Here is a 22703-nt window from a genome sequence, read left to right as displayed (position 1 = left end):
GGCTCGCTGACGGCCTCGCTCCTCACGGAGCAGACAATGGCTCAGGCGCTCTTGTCTCGCCGCTCGTCGCGACCTTCCTTGCGCGGGACGATCGTCGGGAGCACATTGTCGCGCACCGTCTCTCCGGTCACGACGACCTTCTCGACGTCGTCGCGGCTCGGGATGTCGTACATCACCGGCAGCAGGACTTCCTCCATGATGGCGCGCAGACCACGGGCCCCGGTGCCGCGGTGGATGGCCTGATCGGCGATCGCCTCCAGTGCGTCCTTGGCGAACTCGAGTTCGACGTTGTCCATCTCGAAGAGCTTGGTGTACTGCTTCACCAGCGCGTTCTTCGGTTCGGACAGGATGCTCACGAGCGAGTCCTTGTCCAGGTTGGTCACCGATGCGAGGATCGGCAGACGGCCGATGAACTCGGGGATCAGACCGAACTTGATCAGATCCTCCGGCATCACCTCGGCGAAGTGATCGGTGGTGTCGACCTCGTCCTTGCTCGTCACCTCATTGCCGAAGCCGATGCCGCGCTTACCGATTCGCTCGGAGACGATCTTCTCCAGACCCGCGAACGCACCCGCGACGATGAACAACACGTTGGTGGTGTCGATCTGGATGAACTCCTGATGGGGATGCTTGCGTCCCCCCTGCGGCGGCACCGATGCCTGTGTTCCCTCGAGGATCTTCAGCAGCGCCTGCTGCACACCCTCCCCCGACACGTCGCGGGTGATCGACGGGTTCTCACTCTTGCGCGCGACCTTGTCGACCTCGTCGATGTAGATGATCCCGGTCTCGGCGCGCTTGACGTCGTAGTCCGCCGCCTGGATCAGCTTGAGGAGGATGTTCTCCACATCTTCACCGACATAGCCTGCCTCGGTGAGGGCGGTGGCATCGGCGATCGCGAAGGGCACGTTGAGCATCTTGGCGAGGGTCTGCGCGAGGTAGGTCTTGCCGCAGCCGGTCGGTCCGAGCATCAGGATGTTGGACTTCGCGATCTCGACGGTCTCGCCGCTGCGCGAATCCTTCTTCTCGCCGGCCTGGATGCGCTTGTAATGGTTGTAGACGGCAACGGCGAGAGTGCGCTTGGCGGTGTCCTGGCCGATGACGTAGTTCTCGAGGAAGTCGCGGATCTCGACCGGCTTCGGCAACTCGTCGAGTTTCACATCGCCGTTCTCGGCGAGTTCTTCCTCGATGATCTCGTTGCACAGGTCGATGCACTCGTCACAGATATATACGCCGGGTCCGGCGATCAGCTTCTTGACCTGCTTCTGACTCTTTCCGCAGAAAGAGCACTTCAGCAGATCGCCACCGTCTCCGATTCGTGCCATCTGTGCTGTACCTTCCTTGTTGCTCCGGTCGAACCGGCGGACGGTCTCCGCGTGCAGCCGGGCATGGGCCACCGACCGTCAATCGGAATGCCCATCAACCTGACGGTACCCGCGTGCCGCTCGAACTTCGACCGATAAGGACAAATGTCGTGTCCCGATTCGGTCGTCTTCTGTCTACCTGATCGTCATCTTCGCCTGCGTCGGTATCCGGTGAGGCACTGTGGCGCAGACGTCAAGGATGACCGCGACGACGACCTCGGGCACGCACATCGGCCCGGCGTGTCGAGCCGATGCACGTACCTCGGGTCAGGACGACTACTTCTTCAACGACTTCTTGCGGTACTCGAAGACCTCGTCGATGATCCCGTATTCCTTGGCCGCCTCTGCCGTCAGGATGTTGTCGCGGTCGGTGTCCTTACGGATCTTCGCCGGGTCCTGTCCGGTGTGCCCGGCGAGGATCTCGTCGAGTCGGTTGCGGATCCGTTCGATCTCGGCCGCCTGGATCTCCAGGTCGGAGACCTGCCCCTGATACGCGCCACCGGTCCGCGGCTGATGGATCAGGATCGTCGCGTTGGGCAGCGCCGCGCGCTTGCCCGGTGTCCCACCGGCGAGCAGGATCGCGGCAGCCGACGCCGCCTCACCGAGGCAGACCGTCACGATGTCGCAGTGCACGTACTGCATCGTGTCGTAGATCGCGAGCATGTCCGGCACGCTGCCGCCCGGGGAGTTGATGTACATCGTGATGTCGCGATCGGGATCCTGCGACTCAAGGACGAGCAGCTGCGCCATCACGTCGTTGGCGACGGTTTGGTCGATCGGAGTACCGACGAAGACGATGCGCTCTTCGAACAACTTGGCGTAGGGGTCGTACTGGCGCTGACCGTTGGGCGTGTGCTCGATGAACTGCGGCAGGATGTACCGCGCCTCGATGGCGCGCAGCGCGAGCGCCGACGCCGGGATACCGGCCGCGACGTCGGCAGGGAGCGATCCCGGGAGTCGGGAGTCGAGCGAGCTGGAGTTGGTCATCTTGTGCTCCGTTGCTGTGAGTGGCCTCGTGGGACTGGGGTGGTCGGGAGAGATCAGGACGGCATCACCGATGCGCGAGTGACCACGTGATCGACCAGGCCGTAGTCCTTGGCCTCCTGCGCGGTGAACCACTTGTCACGGTCGGCGTCGGCCTCGATCTTCTCCAGCGGCTGCCCACTGAACTCGGCGTTGAGGCGGTTCATCTCCTTCTTGGTGGCCGCGAACTGCTCGGCCTGGATGGCGATGTCGGCCGCGGTGCCGCCGATGCCCGCCGACGGCTGGTGCATCATGATCCGCGCGTGCGGCAGTGCGTGGCGCTTGCCCGGGGTACCGGCCGCCAACAGGAACTGCCCCATCGACGCCGCCATGCCCATGGCGTAGGTCGCGACGTCACACTCGGCCAGCTGCATCGTGTCGAAGATGGCCATGCCCGAGGTGACCGAACCACCCGGTGAATTGATGTAGAGGTTGATGTCGCGCGTCGGGTCCTCGGCGGTGAGCAACAGGATCTGCGCGCACAACCGGTTCGCGATGTCGTCGTCGACCTGGGTGCCGAGGAAGATGATGCGCTCTCGGAGCAGTCGCTCGAACACGGAATCGGTCAGGTTCAGCCCGGCCACTCCCGAACTCAGCGTTGGTGTGTGGATGGTCGGCTCACTCACAGTTCCTACCTTTGCCTGTCGTGGTGACATGCGGTCCTCGACCGCGTCAACCGGTTACGGGTCTACCTTCGTCTGTGCGATGCCCGGGGTCGGCCCGGTGGCCATCTCGACGTCCTCATCGACACTAACCAATGCGGCCGGACGGACAGTCCCGATGACACCGCTCTTCGCTGAGAGCAGAACAGCCGGCGACGGGTGCTGACCCGGCTCCGGCTGTTCATGCATCTACGTGTGGATACTCAGTTCTCCGCGCTGTTGTCTTCGGCTGCCTCGTCATCGGCTGCTTCCTCGGGCTTGCCGAAGAACTCGTCGGTGTCGACCGCCGCACCCTTGCTGTCGGTCACGGTCACGTCCGCGACGATCCCGGCGAGTGCCTTGCCCCGCCGGACATCGGCATAGACCGCGCCGACCTGGCCGGCGTTCTGCAGCTGCTGGATGAACTCCTGCGGCTGCATCCCGTAGCGCTGCGCCTGGAAGAGGATCTGCTGGGTCAGCTCGTCCTGGCCGACCTCGGTGCCCTGCTGTTCGGCGATGGCATCGAGCAGCAGCTGCGTCTTGACCGACTTCTCGGCCTCTCCGCGAGCCTCGTTGTCCCACTCCTCGCGCGTCTTGCCCTGTGCCTCGAGGAACTTGGCGACCTGCTCGTCATCGTGACCGAGCGCGTGGATCACCTGGTGCTGCTGGCCCTCGATCTCGTCGGCGACGACCTTCTCCGGCAGCGGGATCTCGACCTTCTCGAGCAGCTCCTCGAGGACCTTGTCGCGGATAGCGTTGGCCTGCTCGAGCTTCTTCGACTGCTCGACGCGCTCCACGAGGCTCTCGCGCAGTTCGGCCACGGTGTCGAATTCGCTGGCCATCTGGGCGAACTCGTCGTCGAGCTCGGGGAGTTCGCGCTCCTTGACCGAGTTCACGGTCACCGTCACCTGGGCGTCCTCACCGGCATGGTCGCCGGCGACGAGCTTGGTGGTGAACTCCTTGTTCTCGCCTGCGGTCATCCCGACCAGCGCGTCGTCGAGGCCCTCGATCAGCTGACCCGAACCGACCTCGTGCGACAGGCCCTCGGTCGATGCCTCCTCGACGGCCTCGCCGTCGACGGTGGCGGCCAGGTCGATCGAGACGAAGTCACCGTTCTCGGCGCCACGGTCCACGCCCTTCAAGGTGCCGAACCGGGCTCGCAGCCCCTCGACCTGCTCCTCGACCTCGGCGTCGTCGACCTCGATGGCGTCGACCTCGACGGCCAGGGTCGAGTAGTCCGGCAGTTCGACGTCCGGACGGACGTCGACCTCGGCGGTGAAGGTGACCGGATCGCCGTACACGAGCTCGGCGAGGTCGATCTCGGGCTGACCGATCGCCTTCGTATCGGTCTCCTCGACGGCCTGCGAGTACTTGGTCGGGAGCGCGTCGTTGACCACCTGGGCGAGAATCGAATCACGACCGACGCGGGCCTCGATCAGCTTCGCGGGCGCTTTACCCGGTCGGAAGCCCGGGATCCGGATCTGCTGGGCCAGAGACTTGTAGGCCCGGTCGAACTCCCCGGACAACTCCTCGAAGGGGACTTCGACATTGAGCTTCACTCGGGTCGGGCTCAGCTGCTCGACGGTGCTCTTCACGCCTGCTCCTAACATCTGCATTTCTGCGTCGGGTAATGACAAGTCTCGAGGTCGTTCACCTGAGTCGGGATGACAGGATTTGAACCTGCGACCCTCCGCTCCCAAAGCGGATGCGCTACCAAGCTGCGCCACATCCCGGTCGACCCTCGTCGCGACACGGACCGGAGACCGGTGAGAACGCAGAGCAGGGCCAACAGAAGATAGTACGTGGCGGTGCGCCGACGACCTAAACGGGTGCTCTCCGACCCGGGCGGATACCGACCCGCGAGGCGATTTCGAGATCACCGACCTCACCGGGTACAGTCTGGTGCGCACGCGACGCCGGTGGCGATCCCATCGGTGGCGCGGCACGCGGGTGTAGCTCAATGGTAGAGCCCTAGTCTTCCAAACTAGCTACGCGGGTTCGATTCCCGTCACCCGCTCCACACGAACGACACCTCGATCACGAGGACTGTCGGACCTACACGGGACCCATGCCGGGACCTGTGATATGCGCCACATGCGGCGTAGGGTTGGGCCATGTCATCCAGCCATTCGAAGAGCCCGCGCAAGTGCCCGAGTTGCGGTGCACACCTGTACGTCCGAAAGGACGTCACACACTCCGACACCGGTCCCGGACGCGTCGACGTGATGCTCGTGTGCCGCGATGAGTCCTGTTCTGAACCGGCTCGTCACCTACGGACCGAGCACCCGCAGCCGGCCTGACGGCCCCATCGCACCGGCGCCCGCGGGCGCCGGGTCTCGGCATGCCAACCAACCATCCGTCCGGACCAAATATCTCAACACGCGTTGGCATTGAGCATCCATGTGTCGCACCATTAGGACGAACGACGGACACCACCGTGGGGGTCGGAGGACGTCGGAGAACAGCCGATCCTGAAAGTCAGCCCTGGGGGACACATGCTCTTGCCCGACGACCGAACGCACATCACGCCGTCGCCGCCGCGTAGGACGACGGCCATTCGACGCAGACTGGTCGCCGCCGCGGCGGCACTGTCGATGATCGCGGGCGGCATGATCGCCGCCACACCGACCGCGTCCGCCGACGACGTGGCGATGCCGACACCGCTACCCGACAGCTTCTACACGATCCCGAAGAACATCGGGAAGTATGCGCCCGGTGACGTGATCTCGGTGCGCGGCCGACCCAATCCTCCCGCGTTCTTCGACGTCCGGACCTACCAGATCAAGTTCCGTTCGTCCGACAGCCAGGGCAAGCCGATCTCGGCCGTGACCACCCTGTTGGTGCCCACCAAGAAGCCCGTCAACGGACCACTTCTGTCGTTCCAGCACATCATCAACGCGACCGGCCTCGAATGCGCTCCGTCGCAAGCACTCTGGACCCAGGATCCGAATCTGACGATCCGGGAGGCCCCGGCTCTGAACGTGGCACTGCAGCGCGGCTGGACGATCGCCATCCCCGACCACCTCGGCCCACGCAGCGCTTACGGGGCGGCCAAACTCGGGGGCCAGATCACCTTGGACGGCATCCGCGCGGTGCAGCGATTCGCACCCGCACAGGTGGCCAAGAGTCGCGTCGGCATGGCCGGCTACTCCGGTGGCGGTATGGCCACCGCGTGGGCAGCCGCGCTGGCACCGAAGTACGCGCCCGAGCTGAACATCGTCGGCGCCGCGTACGGTGGCGTGCCGATGAACCTGATCAAGATGGCCGAGGGGCTGGGCTACAACAACCCACATCCGGCCTTCGGCCTGGCGTTCGCCGCGGCGATCGGCGTCGCGCGCGAGTACCCCGAACAGATCCCGATGATGAAATACCTGTCGCCGCTCGGGAGGCAGATGTACCAGGGCATGCGCAACGCCTGCACGAACGACATCCTGCGCCTGGGCGCCGGTCATGACGCGCAGCAGGTGACCATCGGCGGCCGAGCGATCTTCGACAACAAGGATGCGCGTCGGGTCGTCGAGGAGAACAGCCTCTCGCTCTATCCCGGAATCCCGCGGGTTCCCATCTTCGAATGGCACAGCCCGACCGATGTCCTCATCCCCGTGTCGTCGATCGACTACACGATCAACCGATACTGCCGGGCCGGCGCTCGCGTCCAGCGACTGCTGACGCCGTCGCCCGATCATCTGTCGGCTGCTGTCATCGGTCTCCTGCCCGCTTTCCAATACCTCACCGACCGCTTCAACGGGGCTCCGGCTCCGAGTAGCTGCTGACCGGAGTTCACGCGGGGTCACCGGGTGACCCCGCGTGAACACTGTCATCGGGTCGCGGCCACGTGACGGCCGCAGGTCGTACAGATGACCCGTCCAGATGTGACGGTTGTCACGCCGACTGGGTCACCTGCACCGGTCACCACGCTGTTCACGGAATCACCCCATCCGTCGGGCGGAATTGGTGGAATGTTCGACGTTTCGGCTTTGGCCCGATGACAACGTTTGTGTAACGATGGTTGAGCGCTCCGGGGGAAGCGCTTCAGTAACTCGAACTGCAAAGGTCTCTCTGTGTTCACATCGAAGCCTTCACGTCGCGCGCGTCGCGGCCTGACACAACGTGCGATCGCCATCGTGATCGGCGCGCTCGCCGTCGTGCTCGCCCTGCCGATCGCCGCCAGTGCCGCACCGACGACCATCTCCCCGGTGCCGGGGCTGCCGCCGCTGACGATCCCCGACATCCCGGGTGCCCCGCAGATCCCGGGTGCCCCGTCGACGCCGAAGAGCACTCCGAAGCCGAAGCCGACTCCCACGACGCCGGAGAAGCCCAAGGGCCCGGCCATCCCCGGAGTCAAGACCTCGACCGGCTGGATCGCACTCGCCGACGACGCCTCCCATCAGATCACCTGGTGGCACAACGGTAATCAGGTCAAGACGATGCCGATCTCCATGGGCACCAACGATCACCCGACCCCGAACGGCGTGTACCACACCAAGGAGAAGTACCGCGACATGTACATGGACTCGTCCACGTACGGTGTGCCGGTCGACTCCGCCGAGGGCTACCGCACGTACGTCGAGTACGCGACCCGCATGTCGTGGGACGGCATCTTCATCCATGCGGCTCCCTGGTCGGTGTCACAGCAGGGCCGCAGCAATGCGAGCCACGGCTGCATCAACGTGAGCACCGAGAACGGCAAGTGGGTGTTCAACACCATCCCCCGTGATACTCCGATCGTCGTGCGTGGCACCGTCGGTCCGAAATACACCGGCGACTGAGTACACCCGCCAGATCTTCACGAACCTGAGAAGGGCCCGGTCCACACGGACCGGGCCCTTCTCATTGCTCGTCGGTCCTCGGAGACCCTGGCGCCAGGCCCGGAGCCCCCTTGGGCGACCCTCATCCCCCGACCGCAGGCCCCGCCTCCAGATCCAGGTGCTGCCCCGCCGACCGCACCCGGGCGATGGCCCGCATCTTGTTCGCCGCGTCCAGCGCCGCGACCTTGTATCCCTCGGCGAGCGTCGGATAGTTGAACACCGCGTCGACCAGGTAGTCGACGGTGCCCGACAGACCCATCACCGTCTGCCCGATGTGCACCAGTTCGGCGGCGTTGCCACCGAACGCGTGGACTCCCAGCAGGGTTCGGTCCTCGGCGTGGACGAGGAGTTTGAGCAGACCGTAGGAATCGCCCATGATCGCGCCGCGGGCGAGTTCCCGGTAGCGTGCGACCCCCACCTCGAACGGGATGTTGGCAGTGGTCAGCTGGTCTTCGCTCTTGCCGACGAAACTGATCTCCGGGATCGCGTAGATCCCGATCGGCTGGAGATCCTCGTCGGTGGCACCGACGGGCTCGCCGAAGGCGTGATAGGCGGCACGACGCCCCTGCTCCATCGATGTGGCTGCGAGGGCGGGGAATCCGATGACGTCGCCGACCGCGTAGATGTGATCGACCGCGGTGCGGAAGTGCTCGTCGACCTTCAGCCGGCCCCGAGCGTCCGCGGTCAGCCCGGCGGCCTCCACCCGGAGTTCGTCGGAGACGCCCTGACGGCCCGCCGAGTACAGCACGGTGTCGGCAGGGATCTTCTTGCCGGATTCCAGGATGGTCAGCGTGCCCGACGGATGTGTCTCGACGGTCTTCACGTGCTCGCCGAACCGGAAGGTGACTCCCCGCTCACGCAGTTGGTATTGCAGGGCCTCGACGATCTCCCGATCGCAGAAGTCGAGCATCACGGGACGCTGCTCGATGACGGTCACCTTGGTGCCGAGCGCGGCGAACATCGAGGCGTACTCGATGCCGATCACGCCGGCGCCCACCACCACCATCGAACCGGGAACCCGGTCCATGGACAGGATCTGGTCGGAGTCGACGACGGTCATCCCGTCGAACTCGACACTCGCCGGCCGCGCCGGTCTGGTCCCGACGGCGATCACGAAATGATCGGCGCTGACGCGTTTGAGATCTCCGGTGGCATCCTCGATCGCGATCTCGTGCGGATCGACGAAATGTGCACTGCCGATCAGCATCCGAACCGAGTTCCGGGCGAGCTGGCTCTGGATGACGTCGATCTCCTTCCCGACCACGTGCATGGTGCGGGCTGCCAGATCGCTGACGGTGATGTCCGACTTCAGCCGGTAGGACTGTCCGTACAGCTCACGTTGATTCAGTCCGGACAGATAGAGAACGGCCTCGCGCAACGTCTTCGACGGGATGGTGCCGGTGTTGATGCACACTCCCCCGACCATGTCCCGCCGCTCGACGATGGCAGCCCGCTTGCCGAGCTTGGCCGCGGCGATCGCGGCCTTCTGCCCCGCCGGACCGGAACCGATGACGACGACGTCGTAATGATCCATGGATCAAGTCTCGCCCCGAATCCGGGGCGGTACGACTCGAGAAGCACAGTGTTCGACGGGATTTAACACCGACGAATCATCGGCGCGGACGGATCGGGCGCCACACGCTCAGGCGGCGAACTCGACCTCGCCCCACTCCGCCGCGCAACCGACGTCGGAGAACGTCGCGCACACCTGCAGCCAGGCGGCGAGCGCCTCGCATCCGGTGGTGTCGGGGTCCGTCCATGATTCGCGCCGGTACGGCTCCCGGGCATAGGACGTGTGCCGGCCGCCCCGGCGATTACGGAACACCAGTCCGCGCCAGGCGATGGTCCCGGGTAGATAACCGAGCACCTCCCGGCCCGCCGACCAGAGCCGCCCGACGTCGTGTGACATCTGCGCCAGCCCCGGCGATGTCCGATCGGCATTCTGGAAGGAATTGTGCCGCAATATGTTCCACATCTGCATCATCCAGGATCTGACTCGGCCCACTGCGAAACCTGCCGTCAGATCGGCGACGTCGCGAAGGAAAGAGTCCGCAGTCGCGTTGCAGATCATGTCGTCCGGCGTGCCAACCCAGTGAGCCGGCACGGTGGCCGGCAGGGCAGGCCCCGGGCCGGCGACACCCCATCCCTCACAACCCGCCACCACGCCCGGCGGCTGATGGGGGTCGGCGACGAACCCGACCGCCAACACGCGCTCGAGTACCGGGTCGGAGGCCTCGCCCAGTTCGTGCAGCGCGGCCCGGATCACCACGGCGCCTTGCGAGTAACCGATCAAGGCGACGGGTCCCTCGGTCTGCCGCAGGGCCGAGCCGACCTCGCGCATCCCGATGTCGAGGCTGCGCTGATAGCTGATCCCGCCGATGTGTGGTGCGGGGCCGTAGCTGGCGGGATATCCGATCCATCGACAGTCAAAGCGATCGTCGAGTCCTTCGGTGACGCCGCGCAGCATGCCGGTCACGGCACGTCGTCGGTCGCCGTCGAAGGACTCCCCGGTGCCGCCCACTGCGAGCACGGTCACCCGCCGGTGCTGCCGTGATCCGATTTCAGAGAACCCGCCCATCGCCCCATGGTGCGTGTACCGGGTGTGAAATTCCGTGGCCGAGCCTGAGGGTTTCCTGTGATTCGCGTACTCGACGTAAGGGACATCACCCCAGGTCAGATTGATTAACCTGGCTGTAACACGGACAATGGGAGTCGAAGCACCGCAAATTCAGGAGTTGTACCCTCATGTCCTTCGCACGCCTCCGCGCCCGTTTCCAGCCCTTCGCACAGCGCAAGCTCTACGCCGACATCTATGCGCTCGCCAGTCGCAACCAGCGCGACGAACTCCTGGTGATGGCGCAGCGCGCCGAAACCCGCTGATCGCCCCTCAACGCTGACAAGCGGGACACCAATACAGGTTTCGCCCGTCTAGTTCGGCGACACGTACGGTGGCCCCACAGATCCGACAGGGCTCCCCCGCGCGGCGATACACATATGTGCGCGGACGATCGGTCGCATACGACGGCGCCCCGTGATCGTCGTCGGGCCGGACCACGTGCATCCGTCCGCGACGCACCCCGATCCGCATCAGGCCCACGAGGTCAGACCACAGCCCGTCGAACTCGGCGGGATCGATCCGGCGACTCTCCCGATAAGGGTCGATGCCCGCCCGGAACAGGACCTCGGCCCGATAGACGTTCCCCACGCCAGCGATCACACGTTGGTCCATCAACATGGCACCTATCGGACGGCGCGACCGGGCGATGGCGTCCCGGGCACGTGCCGGATCCGCATCGCTGCGTAACGGATCGGGACCCAGCCGGGCGATCAGGGCATCCAGGTCGGCCGGGGTGAACAATTCGCACGCGGTCGGTCCGCGCAGATCCGTCCCCACGTCGCGACCCTCGATCCGCATCCGGACCTGGCCGACCGGATCGTCCATCGGCATCGCCGCCTCGCTGAACGCACCATACAGACCGAGATGGACGTGGATCATCCGCCGACCGGCGCGCGCCCGTCCCCCGAGCGGCCGAAAATGCTGGACGAGGTGCTTGCCCCACGCCTCCGCCTTGGCGAACACCATGCCGTCGACTGCGGCGGCACCGTCGACGAAGCGGCCCTGCGGGCTGCTGACACGAACCGACGACCCACCGAACGCGCGCTGTTGTCGGCGGGCCAACCGATGCAGGGTGTGACCTTCGGGCACGACTCACCCACGACCCGGAGCGGGTCGCCTCAGCTCTGTTCCGGCAGGGCAGGCGCCTCGCCGGTGCGCTCGTAGTCGGCGAGGATGTCGATCCGTCGCTGGTGACGAGCCTCGTCCGACCACGGGGTCGCAATGAACGCATCCACGATCGCGAGGGCTTCCGCCGTGCTGTGCATCCGGCCGCCGATCCCGATGAGCTGCGCATTGTTGTGCTGCCGGGCGAGCTGGGCGGTCTCGGTGCTCCACGCCAGGGCGCAACGCGCACCGGGCACCTTGTTCGCGGCGATCTGCTCGCCGTTTCCGCTGCCGCCCAATACGATTCCCAGACTGCCCGGGTCTGCCACGGTGCGACGTGCGGCCTCGATGCAGAACGCCGGATAGTCGTCCTGCGCGTCGTAGGTGAGCGCACCGCAATCGACGACTTCATGACCGTTGGACGTCAGGTGTTCGGCGATCGCGTTCTTCAATTCGAATCCGGCATGGTCGGCACCGAGGTAGACACGCATGGCGTCACTATAGATTGGTCGGGTGGACGCACAATCGCCGATACCCAATGTTCCCGGTGTCTCGGACTCACACGCGGACGCCGACCGTGACCGGACCTCAGCGCCTCCGGAGTCGGGGCCAGGCGCCTACTGGCTGCCGCCTGCCCAATACGCGCTGCGGCCACGCCTGCATCCATGGGAGATCCCGATGCTCGTGCTGATCGTCGCGATCACGCTCATCGGTTACCTCGTGATCGTCTGGCTGGTGGTCCTCGGCCAGTTCAGCGAGTACTTCCTCGCGCTCCTGGCCGCTCCCCTGGTCCTCCTGCTGATTCGTGGGTTGACCTACGCGCAACCCCGCGTGAACGGCGTGCAGATGACGCCGACGCAATTCCCCGAGGGCTACCGGATCGTGGTCGAGGCGGCCGCCCGCTACGGACTCGAGTACGTTCCCGATGCCTATGTGGTGCTCGGCAACGGCATGATCAACGCCTTCGCCTCCGGACACGGCTTCCGGCGGTACGTGGTGGTCTACTCGGACCTCTTCGAGGTGGGTGGTCGAGCGCGCGACCCCGAGGCGCTCGAGTTCATCATCGGCCACGAGGTCGGTCATATCGCCGCGGGCCACACCTCCTACTGGCGACAGCTGGCCACCGTGGTGGGCATGAACATCCCGCTGATCGGCGCGGCACTGTCGCGGGCACAGGAATACACCGCCGACAACTACGGCTACTACACCAAACCCCGAGGGGTACCCGGGGCGATGGGCGTGCTCTCGGCGGGCAAATACATGTTGTCGGCGGTGGATTTCGACCAGTTCGCGGACCGGGCCACCCACGAACGTGGATTCTTCACCTGGGCGGTCAACGCACTGGCCTCACACCCCGTGCTCACCTGGCGGGCGGCGGCACTGCGCGATCGCACCCGTGCGGGCGCGATGCTGTTCCGTCCGAAGGCCATCGTGCGCGGCGTCGGCAGCGGAAACGTCGTCCCGGTCCCGCCGCCACCGCACCCGGCGGCCGTCACACCGGGCACGCTGCCCAACGGGCTGGAGATGCCACCCAAGCTCTGAGCCGGTGCGACACCGCCGCACCGGCCCGGCCGGGAGTCAGTCGAATTCGGGATCTTCGTCGCGACTGCGCTTCAGTTCGAAGAAGTGCGGGTAGGACGCGAGCGCTACGGCACCGTCCCAGACGGTCCCTGCGGTCTCGCCGCGCGGGATACGGGAGAGCACCGGCCCGAAGAACGCGACACCGTTCACATGGATGGTCGGGGTTCCGACGTCGTCGCCGACCTTGTCCATGCCCTCGTGATGGCTCGTCCGGATCCACTCGTCGAACTCCTCCGAGGTGGCAGCGTCGGCCAGCGACGGGTCCAGTTCGAGTTCGGCCAGCGACTCGCTGATCACCTGGCCGGAGTCCTTGATGCCCTTGTTGTGGATGCGCGTGCCCATCGCCGCGTAGAGCGGTGCCAGGATCTCGTCACCCTTCTGCGCCCATGCCGCGGCGATCACGCGTACCGGACCCCAGGCCTGCTTGAGTCCTTCGCGGTACTCCTCGGGGATGTCCTTGCCCTCGTTCAGCACCGCCAGGCTCATGACGTGGAATTTCACGTCGATGGAACGGACCTTCTCGGCCTCCAGAATCCATCGCGAAGTGATCCAGCACCACGGACACAGTGGGTCGAACCAGAAATCCACCCGATCCTGTGCCTGCTGACCTGTCTGCGTCTCTGTCGCCATCGACCTGACCTTCCGCGTGTGTCGTGGGTATACCTCTTCGCAAACTACAACCAGATTCCCGGACGCTCATTCCCGTTAAGCTGGCCCACGGACCACGATTCGAGAGGCGGACTGACCCGACTGTGACTGCTCCCAACCTGACCCGCGACCAAGCCCGCGAACGCGCCGCGACGATCGATGTCGGCAACTATGCGATCGACCTCGACCTCACCGACGGCAACGGCGGCCCGGGGGTCGACACCTTCCGATCGGTGACCACCGTGACGTTCACGGCCTCGCCCGGGGCCGAGACCTTCATCGACCTCGTCGCACCGTCGCTCATCTCGGCGACCCTCAACGGCACCGATCTCGACGTGTCCGGCTTCGACGAGTCGGTGGGCATCGCACTCCCGTCACTGGCCGCCGAGAACACCCTCACGGTCGTCGCCGACTGTGCGTACTCCAACACCGGCGAGGGGCTGCACCGCTTCGTCGACCCGACCGACGATGCGGTCTATCTGTATTCCCAGTTCGAGACAGCCGACGCCAAGCGCATGTTCGCCTGTTTCGACCAGCCGGACCTGAAGGCCACCTACACGCTGACGGTCACCGCACCCGAGGACTGGAAGGTGATCTCGAATGCGGCGGTGGTGAACACGCTCGCTGCCGAACCGGGACTCCACCGGTTCCGCGCAACGCCGCTGCTGAGCACGTATCTCGTCGCCCTGATCGCCGGCCCCTATGCGGAGTGGACCGACAGCTACACCGACGATCACGGCACCATTCCGCTCGGGATCTATTGCCGCGCATCGCTTGCCGAGCACATGGACGCCGAGCGGCTGTTCACCGAGACCAAACAGGGCTTCGGCTTCTACCACGAGAACTTCGGCATCCCCTACGCCTTCGGCAAATACGATCAGCTCTTCGTGCCGGAGTTCAACGCAGGCGCCATGGAGAACGCAGGCGCGGTGACCTTTCTCGAGGATTACGTCTTCCGTTCACGGGTCACCAAGTACCTCTACGAGCGTCGCGCCGAGACCGTCCTGCACGAGATGGCCCACATGTGGTTCGGCGACCTGGTCACCATGCAGTGGTGGGATGACCTGTGGCTCAACGAGTCCTTCGCCACGTTCGCTTCTGTCCTGTCCCAGTCGGAGGCGACCGAGTACAAGAACGCGTGGACCACGTTCGCGAACGTCGAGAAATCCTGGGCGTATCGACAGGACCAGCTGCCGTCGACCCACCCGGTGGCCGCAGATATCCCCGACATCGCAGCCGTCGAGGTCAACTTCGACGGCATCACCTACGCCAAGGGTGCGTCGGTCCTCAAGCAACTGGTCGCCTATGTCGGCCTCGAGGACTTCCTGGCCGGTCTGCGCGACTACTTCGAGGCCCACAAGTTCGGCAACGCATCGTTCTCCGATCTCCTTGCCGCACTGGAGAAGTCGTCCGGGCGCGACCTGTCCGACTGGGGTTCCCAGTGGCTCAAGACGACCGGCATCAACGTGATGCGGCCCGACTTCGAGCTCGACGCGGACGGGAAGTTCAGCCGGTTCACGATCGTCCAGGACGGCGCGCAACCAGGCGCAGGCGAGACCCGCGTCCATCGCATGAAGGTCGGCATCTACGACGACAACGGCTCCGGGGCGCTCGAGCGCGTCCACAGCGCCGAACTCGACGTCGAGGGCGAACGGACCGACGTCGCCGAGCTCGTCGGGGTGGCCCGCGGCGCCCTCGTGCTGCTCAACGACGACGATCTCACCTACGCGTCGGTCCGCCTGGACTCGGAGTCGCTGGCCACCGCGACCGCCCGGATCGGCGACATCGCCGATCCGATGCCGCGCACGCTCGTCTGGTCGGCGGCCTGGGAGATGACCCGGCAGGCCGAGATGGCGGCCCGCGAGTTCGCCGAGTTGGTACAGCGCGGCATCGCCTCCGAATCGGAGATCGGTGTGGTGCAACGAGTCCTGATGCAGGCGACCAGCGCAGTCGAGGCCTACGCCGATCCCGCATGGGTGTCGGCGACAGGCCGTCCGGGTTTCAGCGCCCGACTACTCGAACTCGCGCGAGGATCCGAGTCCGGCTCCGATCATCAGCTCGCCTTCGTGAACACCTGGCTCGCGGGCAAGCTGAATGACGATCAGATCCCGGCCGCGCGCGGTCTGCTCGACGGCGACGATCCGACGTCGCACGGACTCGCCGGTCTCGTGGTGGACACCGACATGCGCTGGAAGTTGGTGCGCGCACTGGCCTCGGCAGGCGCGATCGACACGGATCCGGCGAGCTCGCCGGTCATCGACGCCGAGGCGGGACGCGACAACACAGCCACCGGTCAGCGCCAGGCGGCCGCCGCGCGGGCGTCCCGACCACTGGCCGAGGCCAAGGCCGACGCCTGGGCTCAGGCCGTCGACGACGACTCGCTCTCGAATGTCTACACCCGGACCATGATCGAGGGCTTCGCACGGGCAGGCCAGGACGAGCTGCTGCAGCCGTATGTGGCCAAGTACTTCGAGGCGATCCCCGATATCTGGGCCCGTCGGTCGAGTGAGGTGGCGCAGACGGTTGTCGTGGGCCTCTACCCACACTGGGCGATCAACGCCGAGGGTATCTCCGCCGCGGACGAGTTCCTGTCCGCCGATCACCCGCCGGCACTGAAACGCCTGATCTCCGAGGGGCGTGACACCGTGGCCCGGTCGCTGCGCGCACGGGAGTTCGACGCACAGCAGTGAGTGTCCGGGGTCCGGCGGCACCGTCGTCGGACCCCGGCTCGCTCAGCGGCTTCGCCAGCAGTATCGGACCTGAGGTCGACCTGTGTTGCCGTATTCGGTGGTGCGCTCGACGGTGCCGTCGTCGGCCAGCCGTTCCAGATATCGCCAGGCGGTGACACGCGAACTCCCCAGCACCGCGGCCACCTCCGACGCAGTGAGGCCGCCGTCGCTGTCCCGGACCGCGCGCCCGACGGCATCCTCGGTGTCCGGGGCGGCCCCCTTCTTCGCGGTCCGACGTGTGTCGGAGGTCCGCAGTTCGGCAAGAGCTCGGTCGACGTCACGCTGGCTCACCGCATCACTGCCTGCGGTGAGCGCACCCCGATAGTTGAGATACTGCCGGATCTTCTCGCCGAACGCGGCAAAGGTGAAGGGCTTCAGGAGATACAGAAGTACGCCGTGAGACATCGCACTGCGGACCGCGGCCAGATCCCGTTGCGCGGTGATCGCGATGACATCCGGTCCGGGCCGCACCCCCGACAGCGCGGAGGCGAGGTCCACCCCACGCGCATCGGGCAGTCCCAGGTCGAGCAGCACCAGGTCGATCGGCTCGGACGATCCCGCGGCCTCGGTCGCCACGCGCATCGCCTGCTGCGCCGTCGTGACCGATGCCACCACGTCGAATCCACCCACGCGGGAGAGATATTCGCGATGCGCCTCGGCGATGAGGGGTTCGTCCTCGACGATCAGCACGCGGATCATCGATCACCGTCCCCCTCGATCGCGGCATCCGCATCGGCAACGTCGGCGCGGCCGCTGCGTTCGGGTGCCGACAACAGAACCGTCACCACGGACGCATAGGTGTTCTCGGCACGCAGGGTTCCGTGGTGCCGATCGACCACCTGGGCGACCAGTGCCAGACCCAACCCGCGGCCGAGGGCATCGCCGCCCGCCTTGGTCGAGTAGCCCCTGGCCTGTGCGCGATCGAACTCGCCGGGGTCCATTCCGGGTCCGCTGTCGGCGACGACGACCTCGAGACGGGCGGGGTCCCCGACGACGGTCACCTCCACCCAGGGGTCGGCGGGATCACATGCATCGAGCGCGTTGTCGATGAGATTGCCCACAACGGTGATCATCTCACCCACGGTCAGGAGTTCGATCGCATCGTCGCCGAATTGCGAATCCTCCGTGAGCATCAACGAGATACCACGCTCGGCGGCCTGTGCCGACTTCCCCAGCAACAGTGCGGCCAGCGCCGGCTCCGCCACGGTTTCGGTCATCCGATCTATCAATCGTTGCGACAACTGCATCTCGGTCGTCGCCATCAACGCCGCCTCGGCGCTGCGGCCCGTCTCGATCATCGCGACCACGGTGTGCAGGCGATTCGCGGATTCATGCAGCTGCGATCTCAGCGCCTCGGCGAATCGGGTCATCGAGTCGAGTTCGCCCATGGCATCGGCCAATTCGGTGCGGTCCCGAATCGTGACGACCGCGGCGGTGGCGTCGGTCGGCACCGGCGACCGGCTGACCACCAGTGTCCTGCCCTGTTCGGCGTAGAGCACGTCGACCAACGGCTCGTCGCCCGTGACGAGAAAGGTAGGCAGTTCGATCTCGCCGTTGTGCCCTGCGCCCAGCAGCCGCCGAGCCTCGTCGTTGACGAGTGCGGGTTGGCCGCGCTCGGTCACGACCAGCCCCTCGCGAACAGCGTGGAGCACCGCGTCATGGTGTTCGTACATGAGCCGGAGTTCCGACGGTGCCAGCCCACCGGTCTGCCGGAGGAGCCTGCGGCGGATCAGCCAGAGACCCAACCCCGCCGTCACGAGCGCCGCCAGCGCGATCGCAGCGATCAGCGGCAGTTGCGCACGCCAAGCCGCGGTGAGCGACTGCTGGGTGATCCCTGCCGCGACCAGCCCGACGATCCGCCCGTCGGGGGCCCGGACCGGCGCGACCGTCCGGACCGACGGTCCGAGGGTGCCCGTGTAGGTCTCGGTGTGGACCTCTCCCCGGAGCGCCTCGGCGGTCGAGCCGATGTACTTCTGCCCGATGAGCCCGGGATTGGTGTGCGTGTAGCGGGTGCCGTCGGTGCCCATGATCGTGATGAAGGCGATGTCGGTCGCCTTCCGGACCTGTTCGGTCACCGGTTGCAGGGTCGCCGCCGGATCGGACGACATGAGTGCGCGCGACGTCGACGGTGAATCGGCGAGACTGACCGCGATCGCCGTCACCTCGCCCCGGGCGGCACGATCACCGTCGACGCGGGCATCGATCGCGGCGAGCACACTGCCGGCGACGACGATGACGGCGACCAGCATCAGCAGCCAGGCAACCGCCTGACCGGCGAGAGTCCGGGGAATCGCTCGATACATCGGCCACCTCCACCCGGGATTCGTCGATTTCGTTCGGTGAACGAAACGAACTCAATCGTGACCCGTGTCACGCATTCGTCCCACAATCCATACACGGACGGTGACCGCGCGGTCCATGACGCGGCGACGACGAGAGGAATCCGATGAATCTGCGATCACGACCGAACGAGCCGGGCGACGAACCCGCTCCTCCGGTGTCCACCGCTGACCTGCCTGCGGTCAAGAAGCGCGATCGCACGCATTGGCTCTACATCGCCGTGATCGTCGCGGTGGTGGCCGGTGTCGTCGTGGGGCTCGTCGCACCGCAGGCCGGCAAGGATCTCGCGTTCCTGGGCACCATGTTCGTGAGCCTGATCAAGATGATGATCGCGCCGGTGATCTTCTGCACCATCGTTCTCGGCATCGGGTCGGTGCGAAAAGCGGCGACCGTCGGCAAGGTCGGCGGACTGGCATTCGTCTACTTCCTGGTGATGTCGACCGTCGCGCTGGCGATCGGCCTCGTCGTCGGCAACCTGATCAAGCCCGGCGAGGGCCTCAACATCACGACGACTGCTGGCAAGGGCGCCGAACTCGCGGCAGAGGCACACGAATCCGGTGGGACGCTCGACTTCGTCGAGGGCATCATCCCCACCTCGATGGTGTCCGCGCTGACCGAGGGCAATGTGTTGCAGGCGCTGTTCGTCGCCCTGCTCGTGGGGTTCGCGATCCAGGCCATGGGTCGCACCGGCGAGCCGATCCTGACCGCGGTGTCGTACTTCCAGAAACTCGTCTTCAAGGTCTTGTCGATGATCCTGTGGGTGGCCCCGATCGGCGCATTCGGCGCGATCGCCAACGTCGTCGGTCAGACGGGGTGGGCCGCGGTCCAGCAACTGCTGATCCTGATGCTGGCGTTCTACCTCACCTGCGTGGTGTTCGTGTTCGGTGTCCTCGGCGTCCTGCTGCGGACAGTGGCGAGCGTGTCCATCTTCCGGTTGGTCCGCTACCTCGCCCGTGAGTACCTGCTGATCTTCGCCACCTCGTCGTCGGAGTCCGCCCTCCCGCGCCTGATCGCGAAGATGGAACACCTGGGCGTGGAGAAGACCACCGTTGGTGTGGTCGTGCCCACCGGATACTCGTTCAACCTCGACGGGACGGCCATCTATCTCACGATGGCCTCGATCTTCATCGCCGACGCGATGGGCGACCCGCTCTCGATCGGTGAACAGATCGGTCTGCTCGCGTTCATGATCATCGCGTCGAAGGGTGCGGCAGGCGTCAGCGGCGCGGGGTTGGCCACCCTGGCCGGCGGGTTGCAGGCCCATCGACCCGAGATGCTCGACGGCGTGGGACTCATCGTCGGGATCGACCGGTTCATGTCCGAGGCCCGCGCGGTGACCAATTTCTCCGGCAACGCGGTCGCGACGCTGCTGGTCGGCTCGTGGACGGGGACCGTCGACAAGGGCAGGGTCGACACCGTCCTGCGCGGCGGCGCGCCGTTCAACGAGTCGGACATGGTCGACGACGAACCGGTGGACCGTCGCCCCGGCGACGACGCGGCGCGGACTTCACCGCGGCCGGATCGCGTACTGACCGATCACTGACGCGCCACCGACGGAAAGACCGACGGCCGCTCACCCAGGGGTGAGCGGCCGTCGGTTGGATTGGTGTGGTGTTCCCTCAGGAGACTCCGGTGCAGGCCGTCACAAGCCTCCCGTACCGCCTGTCACGAGACGGCGGCGGCGGTGGACATGACCCGCAGCGCCGCGATCAATCCGTCGATCAGGTCACCCTGACGGAAACTCGTCACGGCCGCGGTCACGCCGAGCTGGGCGACGCGATCGTTGACCCGGTCGGCGACGGCGACACCCGAGACCACCACGACCTCGTGGGCGTTCGGGGACACCGCGATCAGCGCGCCGTTGGCGGGCTCCGGAGCGCGGAGCAGCACCGCGCGCGCATCCGCGACAGCGTCCGCGCCGAGCTCACCGATGTAGACCGAGAACCGGACGAGGGCCTTCTCGCTGGCGCTCTTGAGCGCGTCGTCGAGCCCGATCAGTTCCTCACGGGTGAACGGCGGCGTGGTGGGCGCCTGGCCCGGGAACCGCGTCGCGGAGACGCGTCCGCTGTTGGTGATGACCGTGCCGACCGGCAGTGCACTCCCGGCCGCCGATGCCGCCTCGACCTCGGCGTGACGACCTGTTGCTACCTCACCACTTGCCACTGGCCGAGCCTCCGTCCACGTCGGTCGATTCCGCATGATGCGCCAGCGTCATCGGCTCGATGGCCGTGGCACTGAAGAGCAGAGGGGCGCGATCCCACTGCTGATCGAGGGTGTACAGCGACACCTTCGGATACTTCGTGTTGAACGTGAACGCCATCGCGATGACACATGCCACGACAAGGACCACACAGATGATCGTGACAGGCACTCCGATGGCGACGATCAGGTTGTCCATGTCACCCTTTCGATCGGCTGCACTGCGGTGACCTGCGGAACATCCGAAGTACAGGTCATTGTGATCAATCTAGCCGACGCACGCGGCACTCGGGCGCTGACCCCTACAGTGCGTCGTAGACAGTATTCCGCCGATCCACCGTCCGATCCTGGCCGGATCAGGCGGCACCGGCGTCGATGTACTGCGCCCACGCCGGATCGATCTCCTTGACCGTGGCCAGCAAGCGCCAATGACGCCCCTTCGGGACACCCGGCTGGACGCGCAGCGACCAGCCCAGCTCGCTCAGGAGCCGATCGGCCTTGCGGTGGTTGCAGCTCGCGCAACAGGCGACACAGTTCTCCCACGAATGGGCTCCGCCCCGACTCCGCGGCAAGACGTGATCGATGGTGGTCGCCTTGGCGGAGCAGTACCCGCAGCGGAAACGGTCGCGGTGCATCAGAGCCGCCCGCGTCAGCGGCACCACGGCGCGATACGGCACCTTGACGAACGACCGCAGCCGGATGACCGAGGGCACCGGAACCGACATGTCGGCCGAATGCACGGCGAGTCCGCCGTCGTCGGCGTGCACGACGTCGGCCCGCTCACGCAGGACCAGGACGATGGCCCGACGCAGAGAGATGGCAGTCAGCGGCTCATAGGTGGCGTTGAGCAACAGAACCCGGCGACGGCCCCACAGCAATGCCGACCGCGATGGACCGGTGCCCACGGACTCGTGCGCGCGGCCGCCGGGGAGCGTGGTGAGCGCAGTGATGCGCGCCCGGCCGCCGTCGGCCGATGCCGTCTTTGCTGCGCTCCTGCTCGTCATATGTGTCTCCCACCTCAACACGACGAGGTCAAGTTGACCATGGAACACCGACTATTGCACGACAATTGTGCGTGTCACCGCAGGTCGCCTCGGTGAACACCCGGTGACCCGATCACCCGCGGAGCACGGCGGTTGAGGCCTGCGCCCGCGGTCAGGACAATGGAGTCCGTGAGTACCGAGGTCCCCGGCGGCATAGAGCCCAGCAACCCTTCCACGCAGCGAACCTTTTACGACGAGGTGGGCGGCGCGGAGACGTTTCACAAGCTGACCGCGCGGTTCTATGAGGAGGTCGCCGCCGACGAGGTGTTACGGCCGCTCTACCCCGAGGAGGACCTCGGACCCGCGGAACGACGTCTTCGGATGTTCCTCGAGCAGTACTGGGGCGGGCCCCGCACGTATTCGGAGGAACGTGGCCATCCACGGCTGCGCATGCGCCACCACCCGTTCCGCATCGGTCCCATCGAGCGCGATGCATGGCTGCGCTGCATGCACACGGCGATCGGGTCGATCGACGCTCAGACCCTCGATGACCCGCACCGGCGGGCACTGGTCGACTACATGGAGATGGCAGCGCAATCGATGATGAATTCGCCCGTCTGACACGCCGACACGTCCGTTTCGACGCGCCGAGATGACCTGTAGTTCTCA

At 66.0% G+C, this 22703-nt stretch carries 21 protein-coding genes and 2 tRNA genes; 8 read left to right on the top strand and 15 right to left on the bottom strand.

The features are described from left to right. Nucleotides 1-41: 41 nt before the first annotated feature. From clpX to IDF66_RS18785, 5 genes are all read right to left on the bottom strand, one after another. Nucleotides 42-1322, bottom strand: a complete 1281-nt coding sequence (gene clpX, locus IDF66_RS18805) for an ATP-dependent Clp protease ATP-binding subunit ClpX (RefSeq protein ID WP_164306637.1) — start codon at nucleotides 1320-1322, stop codon at nucleotides 42-44. Between the two features lie 315 nt (nucleotides 1323-1637). Continuing rightward, nucleotides 1638-2348 (bottom strand): ATP-dependent Clp protease proteolytic subunit, encoded by a 711-nt coding sequence (locus IDF66_RS18800; RefSeq protein WP_223309858.1) that lies wholly within the window; start codon nucleotides 2346-2348, stop codon nucleotides 1638-1640. 53 nt (nucleotides 2349-2401) lie between these two features. Further along, a complete protein-coding gene (locus tag IDF66_RS18795; RefSeq protein WP_190268158.1) occupies nucleotides 2402-3010 on the bottom strand; it encodes an ATP-dependent Clp protease proteolytic subunit in 609 nt (202 codons plus the stop codon). 239 nt (nucleotides 3011-3249) lie between these two features. Next, on the bottom strand, nucleotides 3250-4620 hold the full coding sequence (tig, locus tag IDF66_RS18790; protein WP_190268157.1) for a trigger factor: 1371 nt from the start codon (nucleotides 4618-4620) through the stop codon (nucleotides 3250-3252). Between the two features lie 64 nt (nucleotides 4621-4684). Further along, nucleotides 4685-4758 (bottom strand) — tRNA-Pro (locus IDF66_RS18785). 213 nt (nucleotides 4759-4971) lie between these two features. On the opposite strand from IDF66_RS18785, the gene IDF66_RS18780 reads away from it, so the two are divergent. The 3 genes from IDF66_RS18780 (at nucleotide 4972) to IDF66_RS18770 (ending at nucleotide 7794) form a co-directional block, all read left to right on the top strand. Next, nucleotides 4972-5045, top strand: a tRNA-Gly gene (locus tag IDF66_RS18780). A gap of 574 nt (nucleotides 5046-5619) precedes the next feature. After that, complete coding sequence (locus IDF66_RS18775) at nucleotides 5620-6798, top strand: lipase family protein (protein WP_223309891.1); 1179 nt, start codon at nucleotides 5620-5622, stop codon at nucleotides 6796-6798. A gap of 288 nt (nucleotides 6799-7086) precedes the next feature. After that, on the top strand, nucleotides 7087-7794 hold the full coding sequence (locus IDF66_RS18770) for a L,D-transpeptidase (protein WP_164306632.1): 708 nt from the start codon (nucleotides 7087-7089) through the stop codon (nucleotides 7792-7794). Nucleotides 7795-7915: 121 nt separating this feature from the next. Here IDF66_RS18770 and sthA read toward each other — a convergent pair whose 3' ends face one another. Together sthA and IDF66_RS18760 are read right to left on the bottom strand one after the other, a co-directional pair. Then, nucleotides 7916-9367 (bottom strand): Si-specific NAD(P)(+) transhydrogenase, encoded by a 1452-nt coding sequence (gene sthA, locus IDF66_RS18765; protein ID WP_190268155.1) that lies wholly within the window; start codon nucleotides 9365-9367, stop codon nucleotides 7916-7918. Nucleotides 9368-9475: 108 nt separating this feature from the next. Beyond that, nucleotides 9476-10411 carry a PE-PPE domain-containing protein gene (locus IDF66_RS18760; protein ID WP_190268154.1) on the bottom strand — a complete coding sequence of 312 codons (936 nt, stop codon included), beginning with the start codon at nucleotides 10409-10411 and terminating at the stop codon, nucleotides 9476-9478. 167 nt (nucleotides 10412-10578) lie between these two features. On the opposite strand from IDF66_RS18760, the gene IDF66_RS23990 reads away from it, so the two are divergent. Next, entirely contained in the window at nucleotides 10579-10713 is a 135-nt protein-coding gene (locus IDF66_RS23990; protein WP_263282344.1) for a hypothetical protein, read from the top strand. Between the two features lie 7 nt (nucleotides 10714-10720). Here IDF66_RS23990 and IDF66_RS18755 read toward each other — a convergent pair whose 3' ends face one another. Together IDF66_RS18755 and IDF66_RS18750 are read right to left on the bottom strand one after the other, a co-directional pair. Beyond that, on the bottom strand, nucleotides 10721-11539 hold the full coding sequence (locus IDF66_RS18755; protein ID WP_190268153.1) for an Fpg/Nei family DNA glycosylase: 819 nt from the start codon (nucleotides 11537-11539) through the stop codon (nucleotides 10721-10723). A gap of 29 nt (nucleotides 11540-11568) precedes the next feature. Then, nucleotides 11569-12045, bottom strand: a complete 477-nt coding sequence (locus IDF66_RS18750) for a ribose-5-phosphate isomerase (protein ID WP_190268152.1) — start codon at nucleotides 12043-12045, stop codon at nucleotides 11569-11571. A gap of 22 nt (nucleotides 12046-12067) precedes the next feature. Here IDF66_RS18750 and IDF66_RS18745 point away from each other — a divergent pair, with 22 nt between their 5' ends. Further along, complete coding sequence (locus IDF66_RS18745) at nucleotides 12068-13096, top strand: M48 family metallopeptidase (protein ID WP_190268151.1); 1029 nt, start codon at nucleotides 12068-12070, stop codon at nucleotides 13094-13096. A 36-nt stretch (nucleotides 13097-13132) separates the two neighbouring features. Here IDF66_RS18745 and IDF66_RS18740 read toward each other — a convergent pair whose 3' ends face one another. After that, on the bottom strand, nucleotides 13133-13765 hold the full coding sequence (locus tag IDF66_RS18740) for a mycothiol-dependent nitroreductase Rv2466c family protein (protein ID WP_190268150.1): 633 nt from the start codon (nucleotides 13763-13765) through the stop codon (nucleotides 13133-13135). Nucleotides 13766-13887: 122 nt separating this feature from the next. Here IDF66_RS18740 and pepN point away from each other — a divergent pair, with 122 nt between their 5' ends. Further along, on the top strand, nucleotides 13888-16473 hold the full coding sequence (gene pepN, locus IDF66_RS18735) for an aminopeptidase N (RefSeq protein WP_190268149.1): 2586 nt from the start codon (nucleotides 13888-13890) through the stop codon (nucleotides 16471-16473). 42 nt (nucleotides 16474-16515) lie between these two features. Here pepN and IDF66_RS18730 read toward each other — a convergent pair whose 3' ends face one another. Together IDF66_RS18730 and IDF66_RS18725 are read right to left on the bottom strand one after the other, a co-directional pair. Then, complete coding sequence (locus tag IDF66_RS18730; protein WP_190268148.1) at nucleotides 16516-17211, bottom strand: response regulator; 696 nt, start codon at nucleotides 17209-17211, stop codon at nucleotides 16516-16518. Beyond that, the gene (locus IDF66_RS18725) at nucleotides 17208-18815 is read right to left on the bottom strand and encodes a sensor histidine kinase (protein ID WP_190268147.1); all 1608 of its coding nucleotides are present in this window, start codon (nucleotides 18813-18815) and stop codon (nucleotides 17208-17210) included. The genes IDF66_RS18730 and IDF66_RS18725 overlap by 4 nt, the downstream gene beginning before the upstream one ends. Nucleotides 18816-18958: 143 nt before the next feature. Between IDF66_RS18725 and IDF66_RS18720 the strand changes: the two genes are divergently transcribed. Beyond that, nucleotides 18959-20395 (top strand): cation:dicarboxylate symporter family transporter, encoded by a 1437-nt coding sequence (locus IDF66_RS18720; protein ID WP_190268146.1) that lies wholly within the window; start codon nucleotides 18959-18961, stop codon nucleotides 20393-20395. 122 nt (nucleotides 20396-20517) lie between these two features. On the opposite strand, the gene IDF66_RS18715 is transcribed toward IDF66_RS18720, so the two are convergent. From IDF66_RS18715 to IDF66_RS18705, 3 genes are all read right to left on the bottom strand, one after another. Then, complete coding sequence (locus tag IDF66_RS18715) at nucleotides 20518-21015, bottom strand: DUF5130 family protein (RefSeq protein ID WP_317628765.1); 498 nt, start codon at nucleotides 21013-21015, stop codon at nucleotides 20518-20520. Continuing rightward, complete coding sequence (gene ctaJ / locus IDF66_RS18710) at nucleotides 21002-21250, bottom strand: aa3-type cytochrome oxidase subunit CtaJ (protein ID WP_164306620.1); 249 nt, start codon at nucleotides 21248-21250, stop codon at nucleotides 21002-21004. The genes IDF66_RS18715 and ctaJ overlap by 14 nt, the downstream gene beginning before the upstream one ends. Nucleotides 21251-21407: 157 nt before the next feature. Beyond that, complete coding sequence (locus IDF66_RS18705; RefSeq protein ID WP_164306619.1) at nucleotides 21408-22055, bottom strand: HNH endonuclease; 648 nt, start codon at nucleotides 22053-22055, stop codon at nucleotides 21408-21410. A 159-nt stretch (nucleotides 22056-22214) separates the two neighbouring features. On the opposite strand from IDF66_RS18705, the gene IDF66_RS18700 reads away from it, so the two are divergent. Continuing rightward, nucleotides 22215-22655: a globin gene (locus IDF66_RS18700; RefSeq protein WP_190268144.1), complete on the top strand. Its 441-nt coding sequence runs from the start codon at nucleotides 22215-22217 to the stop codon at nucleotides 22653-22655. Nucleotides 22656-22703 lie beyond the last annotated feature (48 nt).

It is taken from the genome of Gordonia hankookensis (genome assembly GCF_014673215.1).
Taxonomy (GTDB): Bacteria; Actinomycetota; Actinomycetes; order Mycobacteriales; family Mycobacteriaceae; genus Gordonia; species Gordonia hankookensis.
This window is presented reverse-complemented; position numbering and strand designations above follow the sequence as displayed.

Bases quoted from the DNA above. Each gene is read 5' to 3' on its own strand.
- clpX (WP_164306637.1), bottom strand. From the start codon at position 1,322: ATGGCACGAATCGGAGACGGTGGCGATCTGCTGAAGTGCTCTTTCTGC.
- IDF66_RS18800 (WP_223309858.1), bottom strand. From the start codon at position 2,348: ATGACCAACTCCAGCTCGCTCGACTCCCGACTCCCGGGATCGCTCCCT.
- IDF66_RS18775 (WP_223309891.1), top strand. From the start codon at position 5,620: ATGATCGCGGGCGGCATGATCGCCGCCACACCGACCGCGTCCGCCGAC.
- sthA (WP_190268155.1), bottom strand. From the start codon at position 9,367: ATGGATCATTACGACGTCGTCGTCATCGGTTCCGGTCCGGCGGGGCAG.
- IDF66_RS18760 (WP_190268154.1), bottom strand. From the start codon at position 10,411: ATGGGCGGGTTCTCTGAAATCGGATCACGGCAGCACCGGCGGGTGACC.
- IDF66_RS23990 (WP_263282344.1), top strand. From the start codon at position 10,579: ATGTCCTTCGCACGCCTCCGCGCCCGTTTCCAGCCCTTCGCACAGCGC.
- IDF66_RS18750 (WP_190268152.1), bottom strand. From the start codon at position 12,045: ATGCGTGTCTACCTCGGTGCCGACCATGCCGGATTCGAATTGAAGAAC.
- IDF66_RS18740 (WP_190268150.1), bottom strand. From the start codon at position 13,765: ATGGCGACAGAGACGCAGACAGGTCAGCAGGCACAGGATCGGGTGGAT.
- IDF66_RS18730 (WP_190268148.1), bottom strand. From the start codon at position 17,211: ATGATCCGCGTGCTGATCGTCGAGGACGAACCCCTCATCGCCGAGGCG.
- IDF66_RS18725 (WP_190268147.1), bottom strand. From the start codon at position 18,815: ATGTATCGAGCGATTCCCCGGACTCTCGCCGGTCAGGCGGTTGCCTGG.
- IDF66_RS18720 (WP_190268146.1), top strand. From the start codon at position 18,959: ATGAATCTGCGATCACGACCGAACGAGCCGGGCGACGAACCCGCTCCT.
- ctaJ (WP_164306620.1), bottom strand. From the start codon at position 21,250: ATGGACAACCTGATCGTCGCCATCGGAGTGCCTGTCACGATCATCTGT.
- IDF66_RS18705 (WP_164306619.1), bottom strand. From the start codon at position 22,055: ATGACGAGCAGGAGCGCAGCAAAGACGGCATCGGCCGACGGCGGCCGG.
- IDF66_RS18700 (WP_190268144.1), top strand. From the start codon at position 22,215: ATGGAGTCCGTGAGTACCGAGGTCCCCGGCGGCATAGAGCCCAGCAAC.